This is a genomic window from Bacillus sp. z50 (assembly GCF_058313585.1).
In genome coordinates, this window is record NZ_JBZFQL010000001.1 from 508,242 (window position 1) to 526,323 (window position 18,082).

Below are 18,082 nucleotides of genomic sequence, written 5' to 3' on the forward strand. Positions count from 1 at the left end.
GCTCATGTCTTTTTACTTTTTAATCACTATTTTGAAATAAACTCTTGGAAATTTACTAATAAGCCGGTCACTTACATTTTCGCCATTCCCCTGCCTTCTAGCAGAGTTATGCTCTATCAAACAAATATCACTTGATTCTTCACATCTCTTTAATTATTCTGTACGTTGTTAACCAAAATGAATACTACCTTTTCAGTAATTTGATAGGATATATGGATAATCTAACAGTTTTTAGGTATTAAAATAGATAAACTTACCTTAAAATAAATCGAATTAATAAACTATTTCTTCCTTATTTTGAATCAGTGGACTATCTTTTTGGGGCTTTTTGAAGATTACATTAAACAATAGATTTAATCCTATCGCAGTTACCCCTCCAGCCACAATTCCGTTTTCAGTCAGAATTTTCAATGTATCTGGCAGATTAGCAAACATTTCCGGGACAACCGAAACCCCAAGACCGATTCCGCAGGAACATGCAATAATCAGCAAGTTTTCCTGAGATTGCAGGTCTACTTGGCTTAGCATTTTAATTCCCGCCGCTACCACCATACCAAACATAGCAACCATTGCTCCGCCCAGTACAGATGAAGGAATAATCGTTGTGATTGCTCCAATTTTAGGGCTGAAGCCAATCAGGACTAGAAATGCACCTGCCGTATAAATCACATTGTTGGAACGTACACCGGACATTTGGATTAATCCAACGTTTTGAGAAAATGTCGTGTAAGGAAGAGAGTTAAAGATACCACCGAACACAATCGCTAACCCTTCTGCCCGATAACCTTTAGCAAAATCCTCTTCTTTTAAATCCTTTTCACAAATATCAGATAAAGCAAGATAAACACCTGTTGATTCTACTAAGCTAACAAGTGCCACGAGAATCATCGTAATTATTGGTGCCCATTCAAAGGTTGGCATCCCGAAATAAAAAGGAGTAGGAGTTAGGAGTGCATCGGCATCGATTACAGCTTGGATGTTCACCTTTCCCATGAAAGCTGCTGCGACTGTACCTGCAATTAATCCAAGTAAAATAGAGATGGCTCTTATAAAACCTGTTGAAAACTTATAAAAAATAATAATAAATAGCAATGTACCAAATGCCAACAGGATATTAGATGTTGAGCCAAAATCACTCGAGCCTTCCCCACCAGCCATATTATTCATAGCTACCGGAATCAAAGTCATCCCAATAATCGTTACCACTGATCCAGTCACAACCGGAGGAAAAAATTTCAACAGCTTACTAAAATACTTACTTACCAAAATAACAAATAATCCTGATGCTAAAATAGCTCCGTATATAGCCGGTATTCCGTATTCTCCTGCAATCGCAATCATTGGACCCACTGCCGTGAATGTACAGCCTAGGACAACAGGCAACCCGATACCAAAGAATCGATTCTTCCATACCTGCAAAAGTGTCGCAATTCCACACATCAGAATATCGATTGAAACTAAATGTGTTAATTGCTCCGGGGTTAAGCCAATACTTCCACCAACAATCAAAGGTACTACAACTGCTCCGGCATACATAGCTAATACGTGCTGGATACCCAGTGAAGCGGTTTTCCATTTATTCATTTGCATTGGCTGTTTCCTCCTCCAAAAAGATTACTTTATTTTTTTCAAGGGATTGGATACGAGCGAGTGATTCCACCCGATATCCTTTATCTCTTAAAATTTCACCGCCATCCTGGAAGGATTTTTCAATAACAATTCCCAGTCCGGCAATTTTGGCGTTCGCTTGGTTCACAATATCAACCAAACCAAAAGCAGCTTGTCCTTTAGCCAAGAAATCATCAATGATTAATACAACATCTTCTTCATTTAAAAACTTTTGGCCAATGCAGATCGTATTTTCTTCTTTTTTCGTAAATGAATAAACAGTGGACGTATATAAGTCGTCTTGCAGGGTCAATGATTTTTTCTTGCGGGCAAAAATAACTGGGACCTGAAGCTCAAGCCCTGCCATAACCGATGGAGCTATTCCAGATGACTCAATGGTTAAAATTTTCGTAATCCCAGCATCCTTAAACCTCTTCGCGAATTCTTTACCTATCGCCACCATTAATTCAGGATCCAGTTGATGATTTAAAAACGTATCTACCTTTAGGACCTCACTTGAAAGGACTTGCCCTTCCTCCATAATTTTAGCTTTTAACAATTTCAACTTTTACTCCTCCAATCCCTTGCTTCAAATAAATGAACAAATAAAAAGGACCTACAAATTGTCACCTACCTAAAAGTGGGTACAACAATTCATAGGTCCTTTATATCCGGACAAATATGAACAGCGCATTATTAACTCGGGCGCTTGTTTCCCACTCATAGTCAGATTATTTCGGTGGCGAACCACACTGGTAATCTGGTAGAAACTCGCAGGCCATATCCCTGCTATTATATGAGTGCGTATGTAATTAGTATGTTGAGAATTATATCAACAAAATACTCGTTTGCAAAGTGTTTTTTCGTCAAAAACTACTTTTATATTGTCCAATATTTGTGTCCAAATAAAAGACGAATCTTCTATAAAGAAACTGTTTTTCACAATTCAGCCATATTTATTTCATTCATCCTACCCATAAAACGCTTGTTATATCAATTTTACACTATTAATACAGTAATAACCTTATCGGTGAACGATTTGTGAAAATGAAATAACTATCATCCATTTCCAATATTATCTAGTAGAATATACTCAAAGCACATTTCCATTATTTTCGAGAGGGGAGAAAAACGTGGCAAAAACTAAATTAAACGTACCCGTCAAGGTTAAGAAGAACGAAGAAACTAATCTTTCCGGAACATTGATTTCTGTCTTAACACTTGGGGCATTCATTTTAATTGTATGGGCAAGCGTTTACTTTTTATTTTTAGATCGTCTGTAGAAGAAGGGAGAGATTATCGGTCATGCATATCCATAAATTTGAAAAGATATGGCTTATATTAGGGGTAACAGCACTTTTTGTATTTTTAACTGTATTAGGGGTCAGTGCATTTTATGATGGAAACCAACCGGCAAGCTGTCTGGTGACGATCGATCCGGAAAAAGTAACAGAAACTAAACCTTTTGATAAACCGGGTTTACATAAAGTTGAAGGGAAAGAATGGGATTACGAATTAGTATTCGTTGTTTCCGCGTTTAAATTTGACCCAGGTGAAGTTCAAATTCCTAAAGGTGCAACTGTAAAATTCATGGCTACCTCAACGGATGTTGTTCATGGATTTGAAGTGGCAGGAACGAATGTCAATATGATGATTGAGCCTGGCTATGTGAATGAATATACAAAGACATTCGATAAAACCGGTGAATATTTAATTTTATGTAATGAATATTGTGGTACGGGCCATACCATGATGACGTCTAAAATCGAGGTGGTTGACTAATGAATAGGAATCAAACTGATCTTAAAGTAAACAGAGCTGATGGTAAGCTCGCTATGGCCCACTTCTATGTGGCATTTATCGCACTGGCTCTTGGAGGATTCGCTGGCCTTTTACAGGTTCTTGTCCGATCAGGAAAATACACACTGCCTGCCGGAATTACATATTATCAAGTTCTTACTGTTCACGGTGTTTTACTTGGACTTATACTGACTACATTTTTTATAATGGGCTTTCAATTTGCAGCAATCAGCAAAACAAGCGGAACACTATCTAAAAAGGCAAGAACGGTTGGTTGGATTGGTTTCTGGATGATGACCATCGGTACAGCTATGTCAGCTACAATGATTCTACTTAATGAAGCATCCGTTCTTTATACTTTTTACGCACCATTACAGGCTCATCCAATTTTTTATTTCGGGCTGGTATTTGTTGTAGTGGGAAGCTGGCTGGACGGCGGAGCTATGGTTGCAGCTTATATTAACTGGAGAAAACAAAATAAGGGTAAAGTTGGACCTTTATTATCATTCATGGTCATTATCAATAATGTATTATGGTTTACAGCTACCCTTGGTGTCGCGGCTACTGTGTTGGTACAGATTATTCCATGGTCACTTGGATGGGTTGATTCTATTAATGTTCTTATTAGCCGTACGTTATTCTGGTATTTTGGACATCCGCTCGTATATTTCTGGTTATTGCCGGCTTATATGGTTTGGTATGTCGTCATTCCGAAAGTAATTGGCGGAAAAATATTCTCTGATTCATTGGCGAGATTATCGTTTATTTTATTCTTACTGTTTTCTGTACCTGTTGGCTTCCACCATCAATTAACGGAGCCTGGGATTGATCCTGCATGGAAATTTTTACAGGTTATTTTAACTTTCCTGGTCATCATTCCATCCTTAATGACAGCTTTCTCCATGTTCGCCACTTTTGAAAGTGCAGGACGTGCAAAAGGCTATAAAGGAATCTTTGGATGGTTTAAAGCCCTTCCTTGGGGTGATGCGCGCTTTACGGTTCCTTTTATCGGAATGGTTGCTTTTATCCCTGCTGGTGCAGGAGGAATTGTCAATGCTTCCAACCAATTGAACCAGGTTGTACATAATACGATTTGGGTAACAGGACATTTCCATCTAACACTTGCTACCTCTGTTGTCTTAACTTACTTTGGTGCCATGTATTGGTTGGTTCCACATTTAACCGGCCGTAAGCTTACTAAAAAAATGAATAAATTAGCCATCATCCAAGCTATGACATGGGCAGTTGGAATGACCTTTATGTCTGGCGCCATGCATTTTGCAGGTCTGCTGGGTGCACCAAGAAGATCATCCTACTCCACATATGGCGGTTCCGCTCAGGCTGCTGAATGGATTCCATATCAAATCGCTCAGGCCGTTGGAGGCTCCATCCTCTTCATTGGTATCATTTTGATTTTAGTTATCTTCGTTAATCTAGCTTTCTTTGCCCCTAAAGGTGATGAAGAGTTTCCGATTGGTGAAGTATCAGAAAAGGCTGAAAAAACACCTTTCATCCTTGAAAATTGGAAGCTATGGATTGGTATTACAGCAGTTTTAATCATTCTCGCCTATACCCTGCCATTTGTAGACATGATCCAAAATGCACCACCTGGGTCAAAAGGATTTAAGCTCTGGTAAAGGTGCTATGACAAAAAACTATAGCAGATGCGGATGACAAATATGTTCTCTGCATCTGTTATTTTAATTATTTTGATATTTGAGAGTTTATTTGTTTATAAAATTGTATTTTCATATATTGGTGTACGCTTTAAAGTATCAATTATTCTACCTAATCTAAGAGATACCTGATTAGCTAACCATTATTGAGCGAAAAATGAAGTATATGAGCGAATTCCATCATATATGTGCGATTTTCAACTTAAATGAGCGAATTCTTAATTATATGAGCATCATCAGAATTAATTGCGCGAACGGGAAAATAATTGAGCAGTTTTGAGCCTAATTGAGCTTTAAAAATAGCCTTTGAGCGATTTATTTAAGGATTGAGCTAAACTAATTCATCCGTTCCAACCGTCATAATCAGCCTCTTTCTTCCCCTGTCATCCATTCTCCACAGCAAGTGAACAAGCCAAAACCTTTCCTCAGCAATAAATAAAGGCGCCGTCAAGCATCTAAACTTCTACTTAACGAACACCTTTTTATTGTTTATAAATCATACAGTGCAGTATATTTTTCTTTTAAATACGTTATCAAATACTGTGGATTTAATCCTTCTCCCGTAGCATCCTTTATAATCTCTAAAGGCAATTTCAACTTTCCATACTGATGGACATGCTTCGTTAACCATCCAGTAATTTTGTTATAGTCTCCATTTTCAATAGTTTCATCGAAGTTCGGAATATCCTTCAGCATTGCAGCTTTGAATTGAGCTGCATACATATATCCGAGTGCATAGGATGGGAAATACCCAAACATGCCACCTGCCCAATGGACATCCTGTAAAACTCCTTCACCATCATTTTCAGGCCGGATTCCCAAGTACTCTTCATACTTATCATTCCAATGCTTCGGCAAATCAGCTACTTTTAGATCTCCATTAAACAATCCCTTTTCTAATTCATACCGAATCATAATATGCAAAGGATACGTGAGTTCGTCAGCCTCAATCCGAATTAAGGAAGGCTTTGATTCATTAATAGCCTTATAGAACGTATCGAGGTCAATATTATCAAATTGTTCAGGCGAGACAGCTTTTAATTTATCAAAATTATGTTTCCAGTAGCTAAGATTACGGCTGATAAAGTTTTCAAAGAATAAGGACTGAGATTCATGGATACCCATTGATGTACCGGTACATAAAGGTGTTCCTTCTAATTCTTTATTAATATTTTGTTCATATACGGCATGTCCGCATTCGTGTATGGTACCAAATAGAGCAACACGGAAATCTTCCTCAACATATTTCGTTGTAATCCTCACATCATTTGCGTTTAAAGCTGTAGCAAACGGATGGACTGTATTATCCAGACGTCCCGCTTCCAGGTCATAACCTAATTCCTGAATCAATTCCATACATAATTTTTTCTGTGCTTCTTCACTAAATGACTTATATATAAAGTTCGTTTCTAGATTCTTATTCGATTCACCAATCTTTTTCACAAGCGGTACAATTTCTTCTCTTAGCCTGGCAAATACATCATCCAATATCTCAACTGTCATACCCGGTTCATACAAATCGAGTAATCCATCATAAGGATGATCAGCTTTTCCCCAATAGGATAAAAATTTCTTATTCACATCAATTAATTGTTCCAAATATGGCATAAACAACGAAAAATCAGATGTTTCTTTTGCCGTTTCCCATATACTTTCAGCCTTGGACTGTAGTTCAACATACTCCTTATACTCATTTGCGGGGATTTTACTCATCTTCTCGTATTCTTTTTTACATTCCTCAACAATGACAATTGTATTTGAATCCAACTGCTCCTTCAGTTCAGGCTTTGATAACTCTTCTATGTATCGTTCCATTTTAGTTCCGGTTGCCATTTCAAAATGTTCTTTCGATAAGATGGATAGCACTTGACTTCTCTTATCAATCGTTTTCTTTGGAGCCCCAGTGCGCATGTCCCATCCAATCAGTGCAGATGCTTCTCTGAATGCATCCATGGTATGTATATAGTCTAAAAACTCTTTTTCTAATAGGTTTGTCATATAGATCCCCCTTCTCCTTAAAGTATACTGAATATTTTACCATATTAAGTATACTAGGTAGATAGTTTTATATACGAATATGCGTACTTTTCCTACCAGTCCTGAAAAAGTCTAATTACCTAGTATTCCACCATTTCAAACTAAATAAAAAATGCCAACCCTTGGGGTTAGCGTTTACTTTTATTGCTGATTGTCTTCAAATTCCCTTTGTGTTTTTTCCGCGGCATCTTACCCCAATATTGAAAATAAATCTGTACAAATAAAATCCTTGAATACCTTTCGTTTTTTCGTGGCGTGTTTGATAACACATGAATTTCTTGATCACTTACGAGTACTATTTCAGATATTTTTACCTGATTACTTTTTCGCATATAAAAACCATAAACAGGCTGGATAAAAAATTAATTAGGACAGATAAAGCTATAGAAATATGGTATACACAAAATAAATCCCTAAAGGGTGCTTATTTCTGCCCTCAAGACTAACTTATTTCCTTTGCCTCCTTTATTTTATGAAGTCACTAATTGCGTCTCTAAGGCTTTGTATTACAAGGCAAGAAGTAAGTCCTCATATCTGGGCTTTTCTTTTTCCAAGAAGTAAACGAAACTAAAAAATGTAAATCAAACAAGCAATGATGATTAATACTACAGCGATAGTCCAAAGCATTAGAATCAACTCCTTTCAAATAGAAGAGAAGTAGTGACTATGATTATTTGTATAGCAAGACGCCGCAAAATAGACCAATTAGGCATGTACCAATTATATTTTTGACCACATAAAATAATCAGCTCCTACACAAAAAAGATGAGAAAGACAAAAAAAAGACGACTCTATAAGAATCGTCAATCTATAATGTGGTAAACGTAAAATCAGGTTATTTAATATCTCTGGAAATGACGTCATATCAACCTTTTCTCGGCGGTCTCTTTCCCCAATACTGATAGTAATCCGTACGGATAAAACCATTAAACAGCTTTCGTTTTTTAGTGGCCGGTTTGCCATAAAACTGCTCAAAGTTTTCATCAGAAGTCAGCATATAAACAGACCAAGTTTCAAATGGACGGAGTGCTTCCCCCATCTCTTTATACATTTTCTCAACGGAAGGACGGTCGCTGAGGCGTTCACCATATGGAGGATTCCCAACAATTACGCCATATTCCTTGGTCGTTGTAAAATCACGGACCTGCATTTGTTTAAAGTTAATTAAATCCCCAAGTCCTGCTTCCATAGCATTTTCTTTTGCGATTTCAATCATCTTATGGTCAATATCAAACCCCGAAATGTCTAATTCCTGATCATAATTGGCCAGTTCTTCTGCTTCCTCTCTGACTTTATCCCAAATAGATGAATCAATAATAGGCCAGTCTTCGGAAATAAAATCACGATTAAATCCAGGCGCAATATTTTGGCCGATTAACGCAGCTTCTATCGCAATCGTACCCGATCCGCAGAATGGATCAACAAATGGACGGTCCGGAGTCCAATTCGTCAGCTTCACTAATGCTGCTGCAAGGGTTTCTTTTAATGGCGCTTCACCCTGCCCTGTTCTGTATCCACGTTTATGAAGGGCCTGAGGGCCGGTTGTATCAATCGTTAATGTGGCTTTATCTTTTAAAAGCGATACTTCTACACGATATAATGGTCCATTTTCATCTAACCATCCATCTTTTTTATATGCTTTTTTCAAGCGGTCCACTATGGCCTTCTTCGCAATCGCCTGGCAATCTGGAACACTGAATAATTTAGATTTGACCGATTTACCTGATACAGGAAATTCAGCCGTGACATCCAAATAATTCTCCCAAGGAAGTTTTTTTGTACCTTCAAATAATTCATCAAATGTATAGGCCTTAAATTCGCCTACAAGAATTTTCACCCGGTCTGCTGTTCTAAGCCACATATTGGCTCTGGCAATGGCAAGCTCGTCTCCCTGAAACAGTACTCGTCCATTCTCGACTGTACATTCATACCCAAGGTCACGTACTTCCTGTGCGACAATCGCCTCAAGACCCATTGCTGCTGTAGCTATTAATGTAATCTTCATTGTTTCACCCTATCTAATCATATTACTTTTCCATTAAATTAAGTCGTTCGCGTCTTTTATCATACAACTCATACATTTTGAATGCAAACCAAATCAGCATTTCTCGTCTATATTACCGCATTAAATTGTGGTTGGTTTCATCCATAGCTTCGAAAAATCTGCATAGCCAAAATTCTTAATGCTAATATTCATAATATCATCTGAAAACAGTACACTTCGTTTGGAATAGTATAACGGCAATATTAAAGCAGATTTCATTAATCTTCGTTCCATTTGTTCATGAAGCTCACTCCACTTTTCAAAAGGAGTATTAGCATACTGGTTTAATATCTCGAATCGCTCTCCTTTATCTCCTAGGACTTGGGCAAGCGGAGAGGAACTCAACAATAAAAAATGAAAAAAAGATAAGCTATGATTCATTTCAAATACTTCTCCATGGATAAAAAAATCTGTACCATGATCTGTATATCCATTTTGCAGACTTTCTTCAAACGTGATCTCTTTTAATTTAACAGGAATACCTGCGGTTTCCAAAATCCCCTTTAACCAAAAGATAAGCTTTTCTGTATATGGAGTAGTCTGTAGAACAAGTGGTTTGGATACCTCTATAAATGGAACTTGATCCACTATGTATGGGTCAGATGGAGAGCGCAAAATACCACTTTGATTTGGTATAATTTTTGGATCCAATTGATTAATTTCATTTCTCCTTGCACTGATAACATATTGGATATAATCTCTTACTTCCTGCTTATTTATATCTGAATTGCGGTACGCATTCATAATCACAATACCAAACCCTGAATCACTCTCAACCTTATATGTTTCGATATCATCCTCTTTTACAGAGGATCGATAAATAGTCTCAAACCCCATCGGCATCTGAACAAATTCTATACAATCGAGCAGAGCTCTTTCCTTGTAATAGTCTTCAAACGCACGAAGAATTGTTTTTGTTTCATCATTTTTTTCCAGATAAAAGCTGCCCGTTCCAATTAATTTTCCATTGTTTACTTTATATATACTTGAGTTTATGGTGCTTAAGAGATGCAATATATAGCTGCACTTTTGTTTCAAGTTAATTTCTACCACATACTGTGCGGGGGAATGAATTCTTTGGACAATAAACCATATATCCCTGTGAATTGGATGATCACGCAAAGATTCCAAGCACCTTACAACATCATCTGCTGAAAGGTAGGAACCATCATGAAATTTGACTCCTTTTCTTATGTAAAGTCTTAACAAGCGATTCGAGCTTTCCCAGCTATGAGCAAGCTCAGGCCATATTTCATTATCTTCAGTCAGGTAAATCAAGCGATTGTAAATATTAGAAACTAAGTTAGCGCTATGTATATCGAGAGCTTCAAGAGGATGAAAGGACAAAAATGGATCCTTTCTAGGAATGATGAGTTTATCCTTTCCCTCATCATTAAATCCAAGCTTAGTTTGAAAGAGTCTCATCAGACGTAGTTTGCATTCAGAGGACCAATGCAGAGTTAGCCATTTTGCACTTTTTTCAATTGATTCATGATTGATTATATATTCCATTTCTTTTTCATATATGGATTCCACATTTTTGACCCACTCTATCTTAGTTGAATGTCCCCGTCCTTTTCCTGGCTGCAATCTAAACCACCCCTCCTCATGCCATCTTTGCATATATCTGGAGGTTTGCTTTGGACTAAGTTCGAGTAAATCCGCTATCTCTGCCTGTCTTACATATCCCGTTTGAATATGCTGCCAAAGAGTCAGTAGTTTAGGTTCCATCATCTACCCCTTTTCACCATAAAAGTAGACATTTATCAATTAATTGTCTATTTTCAGAAGCATCAGTCTAGTTTAATATAATCGATACAAAGGGGGTAAAACAATATGAAATTGAAGAATTTGCCACAAAATATTAAAGTACGGTTAGGCACATCTTTTTTTAACAGAATGGCATCAAGCTCTGTGATGCCATTTATGGCTTTGTATTTTGCTCATGAATTGAACAAAATCTGGGCAGGTGTCTTCTTGATTTTTACCGTCCTTATTACATTCGTTGCTAACCTGCTGGGAGGATATCTATCAGACCGTTTCAAAAGGAAGAAAATTTTATTAATGACTTCCTCTACAAGTGCCTTCATGTTTTTGATGATGACTTTGACCTTAATCCCTGAGAATGACTGGGTTTGGCTATTTGCAATTTGCTATGTTGGATATATGATTTCAAGTAGTCTTGGAAGGCCAAGCATGAGTGCAATTATTATGGATTCTACTACAAAAGAGACAAGAAAATTTGTTTATGCTCTTGATTATTGGCTCATTAATTTATCCATGGCCATTGGGGCAGCAATGGGAGGACTTTTATACAGTAATCATCAACTTGAATTATTTATCATCTTAACGTGTACATCCACCTTCATTGCCATTGCTTATAAAATTTGGCTGATTGAAGGTACGGTCCGTCAGTTAAAGCAATCACATAAAAACTTTCTGATTGATTTACTTCATAACTATAAAATTGCCCTTCAGGATACTCGCTTTGTAAAACTCGTACTTGGATTCATGTTTATCCTTTCCGCTGAATTCTCACTAAATAGTTATATTGGGGTTCGATTATCAGAATCCTTTGAAGTCGTTAACGTATTCGGATACCAAATTGGCGGTGTCCAAATGTTAAGTTTGATGAATATAGAAAATATGTTATTAGTCGTCCTTTTAACGTTTATTGTTTCCAATATTACGAATCGTTTTTCAAATAAACGTGTGTTAATCATTGGCCTGCTTATTTATGGTGTAGGGTATACATTTGTTACATCAGCCAATAGCTGGTATATGCTCTTATTATTTGGGTTTATTGCCACGATTGGCGAATTGATGTATTCACCTGTTTATAATACTGAACAGGCAAATATGATTCCTGAGGATAAAAGAGGTTCTTATTCTGCTTTTAGTAATATATCCTATAATGGCGCCGACTTAATTGCAAGATCAACCATCATAATAGGCGCTTTTGCCGCTCCGATGATGATGTCCGTTTATATCGGCCTGGTTATTGCGGTCGGAACTTCTCTTGTATATTTCAGCCTTTTTTATAAAGAAAAATATCAAAGAAACATCCAGACAAATACATAGTAATAATTTGAGTCAAGCTTTACCTGAAGCATAATGATTGTCATAAAGTACCGCATTAAAACAGGCTGCCGATCTAATCGGCAGCCTTTCATTCTTCCCTTAGTGGAAGTAGTTTTATTCAGGTAATACATTTCCAAGATAACGTCCTGTAAGCCATGTTCTGTTCCTTCGTACTGCAATCGACTGGAATGTCTCGTACTCCGGTGGTAATCATCTATCTTCAGACTCCTACGAGTCTGCCCTTTCCCCTCGTTCATTTCCTTGGGAAAGGCGCCCCTACCAAATTTGGGTTTCTCGCTCGCGGGGTTTACCTCGTTCCACCCTTTTTGTTTCCAAAAAGGCTCCGTCACTGTGGCACTTTTATAGGTACCGGTGCCATATTCTAAAAGAACTTAGGCACTTTCCCAGCCGTCAGCCTGAAACAGACTGCCCTAGCTTATTGGGCTAGGCACGAACACTACAGGCATCTCAGCCTGTGCGAGCATGGACTTTCCTCTACAATTTGCATTGCAGCGATTACCCAGACGTTATCACATGCAAAATTCATTATACCCTCATTTCAACTATAAAACAACTGTTATCATTTGGAAGATATTTTATTCGTAAAGCTTACTTCCAAACACATGCTTTTCTAAGTTGGATAAGCGTTTTAAAATATCGAAATTGGTGGTACCTGTTGCTTGCTGAACTGGTTGTACAGTTCTTTTCGGCTGTTCTTCCAATTGTTTTTTCAGCTTCATATTCTCTTGCTGAAGTGATTCAATTTCCTGATGAAAAACCTCATAATCCTTTATAACTAAATCCAGGAATTGATCAACATCTTCTTGTTTGTATCCTCTGACACCCGTTTTAAATTCTTTCTCTAAGATATCCTTTGCGGTCAACTTTGTTTTATCTGAGAGCATTTTATTCACCTCAAATTCATACGACTAATATATAATATTTTTTCAAAAAAAGTGCTGTTTGTCAATTTCCCTCTTAATAATCTTCCCATTGTGCCTCATCAATTAAACTTTGCAGGTCCCAAAATGTTATTTGAATGATAGGATAATCCTGTTTATTCTGTTTCTTTTTACCTTCAAACCAACTATATTTAGGGCTTCCGTCCTTTTCATCATCGTACAATATTAACATTTCATCGCTTTTATCGACAATAAATTGGTTCTTCAGCTTTAACTGCCATGGTCCTTCATATGGCTTCTTCGAAATAGCCTCCACATAGTCTGCCTGAAGCAGTATTTCTTCATACAGTTCTTTAACCGGTTCTTTCCAATTCTCTTCCTGATTTAAATAGGGTAATAAAACACCGAGCTTAAGATCTGGATACTCTTCCTGCAAATCAAAGACCACCTGTGCAGCCCATAGCTCCACTCCGGGCTGCCCTGTAATGATTACCCATTCCATTCCTTCCTCGAGAAGAGTTAACAGGCGACTCAGCAGTGCTTTTTTTATGTATTTTATACCCTCGTGATTTTGATCAAAAATACCAAGCTCGTGGGCCTTATATCCTGTTACGAATACGACTTTTCCCATATAAGTTCACATCCATTTATTACATTATACATTAAATAATAAAAGAAGAGGCTTTACGCCTCTTACTTTTAAAAGCCATAGCCACTGCCACTACCTGAGCAACCAGGTCGCGGGGGAGTTGGTGTACCAAATTGATTAGATTGACTATGAACACTATTGGCACTTTGGAAAGAATGTGGGAAATGATGTTGATGTTGATACACATGCTTATTCACTTCAAGAGTTTGAACTGGATGCACATGCGGTACTATATGTGTATAGCAATTTTCCTTAACAAATTGAATCGGCTGGTGGCAAACCGGTGGGCACACCTGCACTTTGTTACACCCTGGTACTTGAATAGGACCACAATGATGTTGATGATGACGACGACCGAACATACGCGTCTCTCCTTTCATTATCTATATAGCTTACATAAATAGACTATGAAAAGGTGGATAAGACTGTACTAAGGCAATCACCTATTTTCCGTTTATAAAAAAATGTTTCAGCATCAGAACTGCTACATTATAATTAAATAGAATTAAAAATTACCATCGATAACCCAATAACAACAAAGAATAAATAAAAGACAACCTTATACATCCGATTTATGTTCACTTCCTTCTGCAAATTAACAAAGGTGTATAACATTAATTTACATGGGATGCACAAACATAACAACCATTATTTAGTTTTCTTTTATTCCAATTTTTTCATTATCAAGTTTCCGCTCCAGACGGGAGATGCGGTGAAGGGTTGATTTCTCATGAATACCATGCTTATGAAATGAATATTCTCTAATTTTCACCAAAGCTTTTTTTGAATATTTCAGAGCTTTAGCATAATCCTTTTTCTTATGTTCAAAATATTTTGCCAGCTCAATCAGGGAACAGCAAACAATTACTGGCGTCTGTGCATTGCTCGCCTCTTCCCAAAGCTTTACTGCCGCTTCTTCAATTTTACTTTTTTTATATTCGTTTGCCAAATGAAAGAGTACCTTCAAGCGTTCTTCATCATGCTTGGATTCAGTAATTCCTTTCTCAAAGGAACCTATAGCACGCTCCCGATCCTTTAAATAAGAAAACCACCTTGCCAGTTCAAATGAGTCCTCATGCTCCAATGTTTTATCGTTTAATAAAAGGGCTGACAAATGAATGTACAATGTGATTAAAGATAAAATGTCCCATTCATTGTGTTTCATTATTTTAAAGACAGCTTCAGGATTCTGCCTATCAACATAATCAAAATAAATGATAGGGGCCAGGTATCCCGGTACGTCATCCTTTCTCTCGAAACCAAGTACCTCTTTTTCAACAACTGATAGTTTTACTCGATCCAATTTATTTTTCCACAGTCTTCTAGAAGCATGATATAAATCGAAATGACCGAAATCCGGTAATTTTGGCAAGTGCTGACGCAAAAGAGTATGCTGCGTAACTACTTGCGGCCAGTCAAATGCTTTTCCATTATAGGTGACCAACGTCTCATAATTCACTTTTTCTAAAAAGGTCTTATAAAACGGAATTTCAAACCCTGGTCTAGGGAGAAAATGTTGTCTGACCTTGATATGCTCATCCTCCAAAAAAGCATATCCAAGCAAAAAGATGGAAGTCCCTGCTCCGCCACCTAACCCGGTTGTTTCTGTATCGAAGAAAAACATTTGATTTGCTTCAAATCCTTTGGCGGAAAGAGGGTGCTTTAGGTCGCTCTCATTCCAAATCTTCACAATTTGTGGAAGCATATCAAATGTATACTTTCCATGCTGATAATTAAGTGGATAGCTGACCTCCCTGATTAGGCAATATTCATTCTCGTAAATAACAGGAAAGGCCCCGAATTCGCTCCATTGCTCAAAGAAAGGGATGACAACATTTTTAATAGGTGTATCGGGTTCAGGTTCAGAGCATACTTCCATACGTTTTTTTGAGCCTTCGCCAACATTTGTATTCAAATGCTTTTTCATCCGGTTTAGTTTATTTTTAATGGACATGTAATTTGTCACCGGCCATTCGGTTTCCAAGAATGGATAACACTTTAATGGAATCCTCCTTTAAAGACGAGCCAGTGCCTTCCATTCCGACACAGGATGGGCAGCCATTTTCACATGGACAGACTCTAATTGCCTGAATCGTCTCCTGAATAATTTGTTCACTGTTTTCGTACATATGCTTGCTTAAACCAATTCCTCCCGGATAATGATCGTAAATAAAAATGGTCGGAAGCTCGTTATGTGTTGCCTTTACTTGAGGGTAAACATGAATATCCCCCGGATCACACAGCACATAGACTGGAATGATGCCTCGCAGAGCGTGAGCAGCACCCATTAGCCCTTCCTCGAGCCGCTCTTCCTTCCAATCGACACTCCCTTCCTTTAGAGAGAGCATACATGCATTCGTATGAATTTCTTCTTCTGGTAAATGGATTGGTCCCGAACCAATATTTTCATGTGAGTCAAATCTGATTTTCTTGAAGATGGTTGCCATAGCTCGAACAGAAACATCTCCAAATGTAGTTTCACTTTTCGGATTAACGTTTGTTCGGTCAATTTCCAGCACATCTACCTGAACTGCAAGATTTGCATCCGTATAGTAATCCACATTGACCTCGCGTACATATGCCTTCTTTTCTTCCCAATCCAAATACTCTACCTGATATTGGATTCCTTGATGTAAGTAAATGGCTTCATCATGTAGAAGAGTCATAGCTGAGAATCGGTCCGTTTCTCCGATAACCTGCACTTTTGGATTAGTTCGGTCTATAATGACCACATTCTCCTGCGAAGCAGATCTAAGACTGATTTCATGTGCTGGGAAAGCATCATTCATCCAATGCCATGTATCTTTATTTTTGTGCAATACATGCTCCTCTGCCAAATATTCCAGAATTTCTGTAACCTCTGCAGCGCCAAATTCCTCCCCTTCTTTAAACGGGATTTCAAAAGCTGCACATTTTAGATGATCAACAAAGATTACCAGATTATCAGGATTAATTCTCGCTGTTTCCGGACTTTTATTAAAGAAGTAATCAGGATGTTGGATGACAAATTGATCTAATGGGCTGGAGCTCGCAACCATGATAATCAACGCCTCGCCGTGACGCCTTCCTGCCCTGCCTGCTTGCTGCCAGGCACTGGCTATCGAGCCTGGGTACCCCGTCATAATGCATGCCTGGAGCTGTCCTATATCCACGCCCAGTTCAAGTGCATTCGTGCTGACAACCCCATAGATTGATCCATCTCGCAATCCCTTTTCAATTTGCCTCCTTTGTGTCGGCAAATATCCCCCGCGATAACCCGTAATCGCCTTCGGTCCCAATTGTTTCGAAATTAATTCCTGTAAGTACGTAACCAATATTTCAACACGGACACGGCTGCGCGCAAAAACAATTGTTTGGATTTTATTCCTTAAAAGAGTGCTAGCTATCTTTCTGACCTCTAATATGGAGCTTCTGCGGATATTTAAAGGTTTATTGACGATTGGCGGATTATAAAACACAAAATGCTTTTTGCCTGCTGGTGCACCATTCCGCTCAATTAAGATCATTTTAGATTCCGTTAATTGTTCTGCAAGTTCCTTCGGATTGGCAATCGTTGCAGACGTACAAATAAAAATCGGATCACTTCCGTAAAAACGGCAAATTCGCTTTAACCTTCTGATCACATTAGCCGTATGACTTCCAAATACTCCCTTGTACGTATGAAGCTCGTCAATAACAATATACTTCAGATTTTCAAATAAACTGACCCATTTCGTATGATGGGGTAATATTCCGGAATGTAACATGTCCGGATTTGTCATTACGATATGGCCTGCTTTGCGGATTTTTTGCCTGATACTAGTCGGTGTATCACCATCATACGTATAGCTGTTAATATCTGCATCTGCAGCATCAATCAGTTCCTCTAATTCAGATTTTTGATCATAGCTCAATGCTTTTGTCGGAAATAAATAAAGAGCTCTTGTATCTGCATTCTCAAGAATCGATTGGAGAATCGGTAAGTTATAACACAATGTTTTCCCTGAAGCAGTAGGAGTGACCGCCACAATATTCTTATTATTTCTTATATATTTATAAGCTTCGGCCTGGTGGCTGTATAGAGCTTCAATCCCTCTTTTTTCAAGGGCAGACTTTAACTTTTCATTTAATTCAGTTGGAAAGGGTGAATACGTAGCTTTTTTTTCATCGATGGTATGCCAAAAAGCAATATTGTCTTTGTATTGTTCATCCTGTGAAAAATCATCTATGAACTCCACTAAATTTTTCTTCCCAAACATGATGCACACCTCATTTCTGTCATCATTGTACCGAATGAACGTTCCCT

The 18,082-nt window shown here is 37.9% G+C and carries 14 protein-coding genes, 1 other RNA gene and 1 riboswitch; of the genes, 4 read left to right on the forward strand and 11 right to left on the reverse strand.

Translation table 11 applies throughout. The annotated features are described in order from the left end of the window. Window positions 1–273: 273 nt before the first annotated feature. Together AC4G3N_RS02325 and AC4G3N_RS02330 are read right to left on the reverse strand one after the other, a co-directional pair. Entirely contained in the window at window positions 274–1,590 is a 1,317-nt protein-coding gene (locus AC4G3N_RS02325; protein ID WP_491089645.1) for a nucleobase:cation symporter-2 family protein, read from the reverse strand. Next, window positions 1,577–2,173: a xanthine phosphoribosyltransferase gene (locus AC4G3N_RS02330; RefSeq protein ID WP_077248146.1), complete on the reverse strand. Its 597-nt coding sequence runs from the start codon at window positions 2,171–2,173 to the stop codon at window positions 1,577–1,579. Before AC4G3N_RS02330 ends, AC4G3N_RS02325 begins: the two co-directional genes overlap by 14 nt. A gap of 138 nt (window positions 2,174–2,311) precedes the next feature. Beyond that, window positions 2,312–2,428: riboswitch (purine riboswitch) on the reverse strand. Window positions 2,429–2,741: 313 nt separating this feature from the next. On the opposite strand from AC4G3N_RS02330, the gene AC4G3N_RS02335 reads away from it, so the two are divergent. The 3 genes from AC4G3N_RS02335 to AC4G3N_RS02345 are packed head-to-tail and all read left to right on the forward strand — an operon-like array spanning window position 2,742 to window position 5,045. Then, on the forward strand, window positions 2,742–2,891 hold the full coding sequence (locus AC4G3N_RS02335; protein WP_066107311.1) for a cytochrome c oxidase subunit 2A: 150 nt from the start codon (window positions 2,742–2,744) through the stop codon (window positions 2,889–2,891). Window positions 2,892–2,913: 22 nt separating this feature from the next. Next, the gene (locus tag AC4G3N_RS02340; protein ID WP_066107315.1) at window positions 2,914–3,390 is read left to right on the forward strand and encodes a cytochrome c oxidase subunit II; all 477 of its coding nucleotides are present in this window, start codon (window positions 2,914–2,916) and stop codon (window positions 3,388–3,390) included. Beyond that, on the forward strand, window positions 3,390–5,045 hold the full coding sequence (locus AC4G3N_RS02345) for a b(o/a)3-type cytochrome-c oxidase subunit 1 (RefSeq protein WP_066107318.1): 1,656 nt from the start codon (window positions 3,390–3,392) through the stop codon (window positions 5,043–5,045). The genes AC4G3N_RS02340 and AC4G3N_RS02345 overlap by 1 nt, the downstream gene beginning before the upstream one ends. A gap of 528 nt (window positions 5,046–5,573) precedes the next feature. Here the strand turns inward: AC4G3N_RS02345 and AC4G3N_RS02350 are convergent. The 3 genes from AC4G3N_RS02350 to AC4G3N_RS02360 all read right to left on the reverse strand — a co-directional run bounded on the left by AC4G3N_RS02350 (window position 5,574) and on the right by AC4G3N_RS02360 (window position 10,896). Continuing rightward, the gene (locus tag AC4G3N_RS02350) at window positions 5,574–7,082 is read right to left on the reverse strand and encodes a carboxypeptidase M32 (protein ID WP_066107322.1); all 1,509 of its coding nucleotides are present in this window, start codon (window positions 7,080–7,082) and stop codon (window positions 5,574–5,576) included. Window positions 7,083–7,986: 904 nt separating this feature from the next. Beyond that, window positions 7,987–9,126 (reverse strand): THUMP domain-containing class I SAM-dependent RNA methyltransferase, encoded by a 1,140-nt coding sequence (locus AC4G3N_RS02355; protein WP_066107325.1) that lies wholly within the window; start codon window positions 9,124–9,126, stop codon window positions 7,987–7,989. A gap of 120 nt (window positions 9,127–9,246) precedes the next feature. Continuing rightward, a complete protein-coding gene (locus AC4G3N_RS02360) occupies window positions 9,247–10,896 on the reverse strand; it encodes an ABC transporter substrate-binding protein (protein ID WP_181162013.1) in 1,650 nt (549 codons plus the stop codon). A 105-nt stretch (window positions 10,897–11,001) separates the two neighbouring features. On the opposite strand from AC4G3N_RS02360, the gene AC4G3N_RS02365 reads away from it, so the two are divergent. After that, window positions 11,002–12,246 carry an MDR family MFS transporter gene (locus AC4G3N_RS02365; protein ID WP_066107331.1) on the forward strand — a complete coding sequence of 415 codons (1,245 nt, stop codon included), beginning with the start codon at window positions 11,002–11,004 and terminating at the stop codon, window positions 12,244–12,246. Window positions 12,247–12,390: 144 nt separating this feature from the next. Here the strand turns inward: AC4G3N_RS02365 and rnpB are convergent. The 6 genes from rnpB to AC4G3N_RS02395 form a co-directional block, all read right to left on the reverse strand. Further along, window positions 12,391–12,774, reverse strand: an RNA gene (gene rnpB / locus AC4G3N_RS02370) — RNase P RNA component class B. Between the two features lie 68 nt (window positions 12,775–12,842). Further along, window positions 12,843–13,151 (reverse strand): cell division regulator GpsB, encoded by a 309-nt coding sequence (gene gpsB / locus AC4G3N_RS02375; protein ID WP_066107334.1) that lies wholly within the window; start codon window positions 13,149–13,151, stop codon window positions 12,843–12,845. A 73-nt stretch (window positions 13,152–13,224) separates the two neighbouring features. Beyond that, complete coding sequence (locus tag AC4G3N_RS02380; protein ID WP_066107337.1) at window positions 13,225–13,779, reverse strand: SLOG family protein; 555 nt, start codon at window positions 13,777–13,779, stop codon at window positions 13,225–13,227. A 68-nt stretch (window positions 13,780–13,847) separates the two neighbouring features. Beyond that, window positions 13,848–14,096, reverse strand: coding sequence for a CotD family spore coat protein (locus AC4G3N_RS02385; RefSeq protein ID WP_175354304.1), 249 nt, complete (start codon window positions 14,094–14,096; stop codon window positions 13,848–13,850). Window positions 14,097–14,449: 353 nt separating this feature from the next. Then, window positions 14,450–15,751: a ribonuclease H-like domain-containing protein gene (locus AC4G3N_RS02390; RefSeq protein ID WP_491089646.1), complete on the reverse strand. Its 1,302-nt coding sequence runs from the start codon at window positions 15,749–15,751 to the stop codon at window positions 14,450–14,452. Then, complete coding sequence (locus tag AC4G3N_RS02395; protein ID WP_491089648.1) at window positions 15,741–18,035, reverse strand: DEAD/DEAH box helicase; 2,295 nt, start codon at window positions 18,033–18,035, stop codon at window positions 15,741–15,743. The genes AC4G3N_RS02390 and AC4G3N_RS02395 overlap by 11 nt, the downstream gene beginning before the upstream one ends. Between the last annotated feature and the right edge of the window lie 47 nt (window positions 18,036–18,082).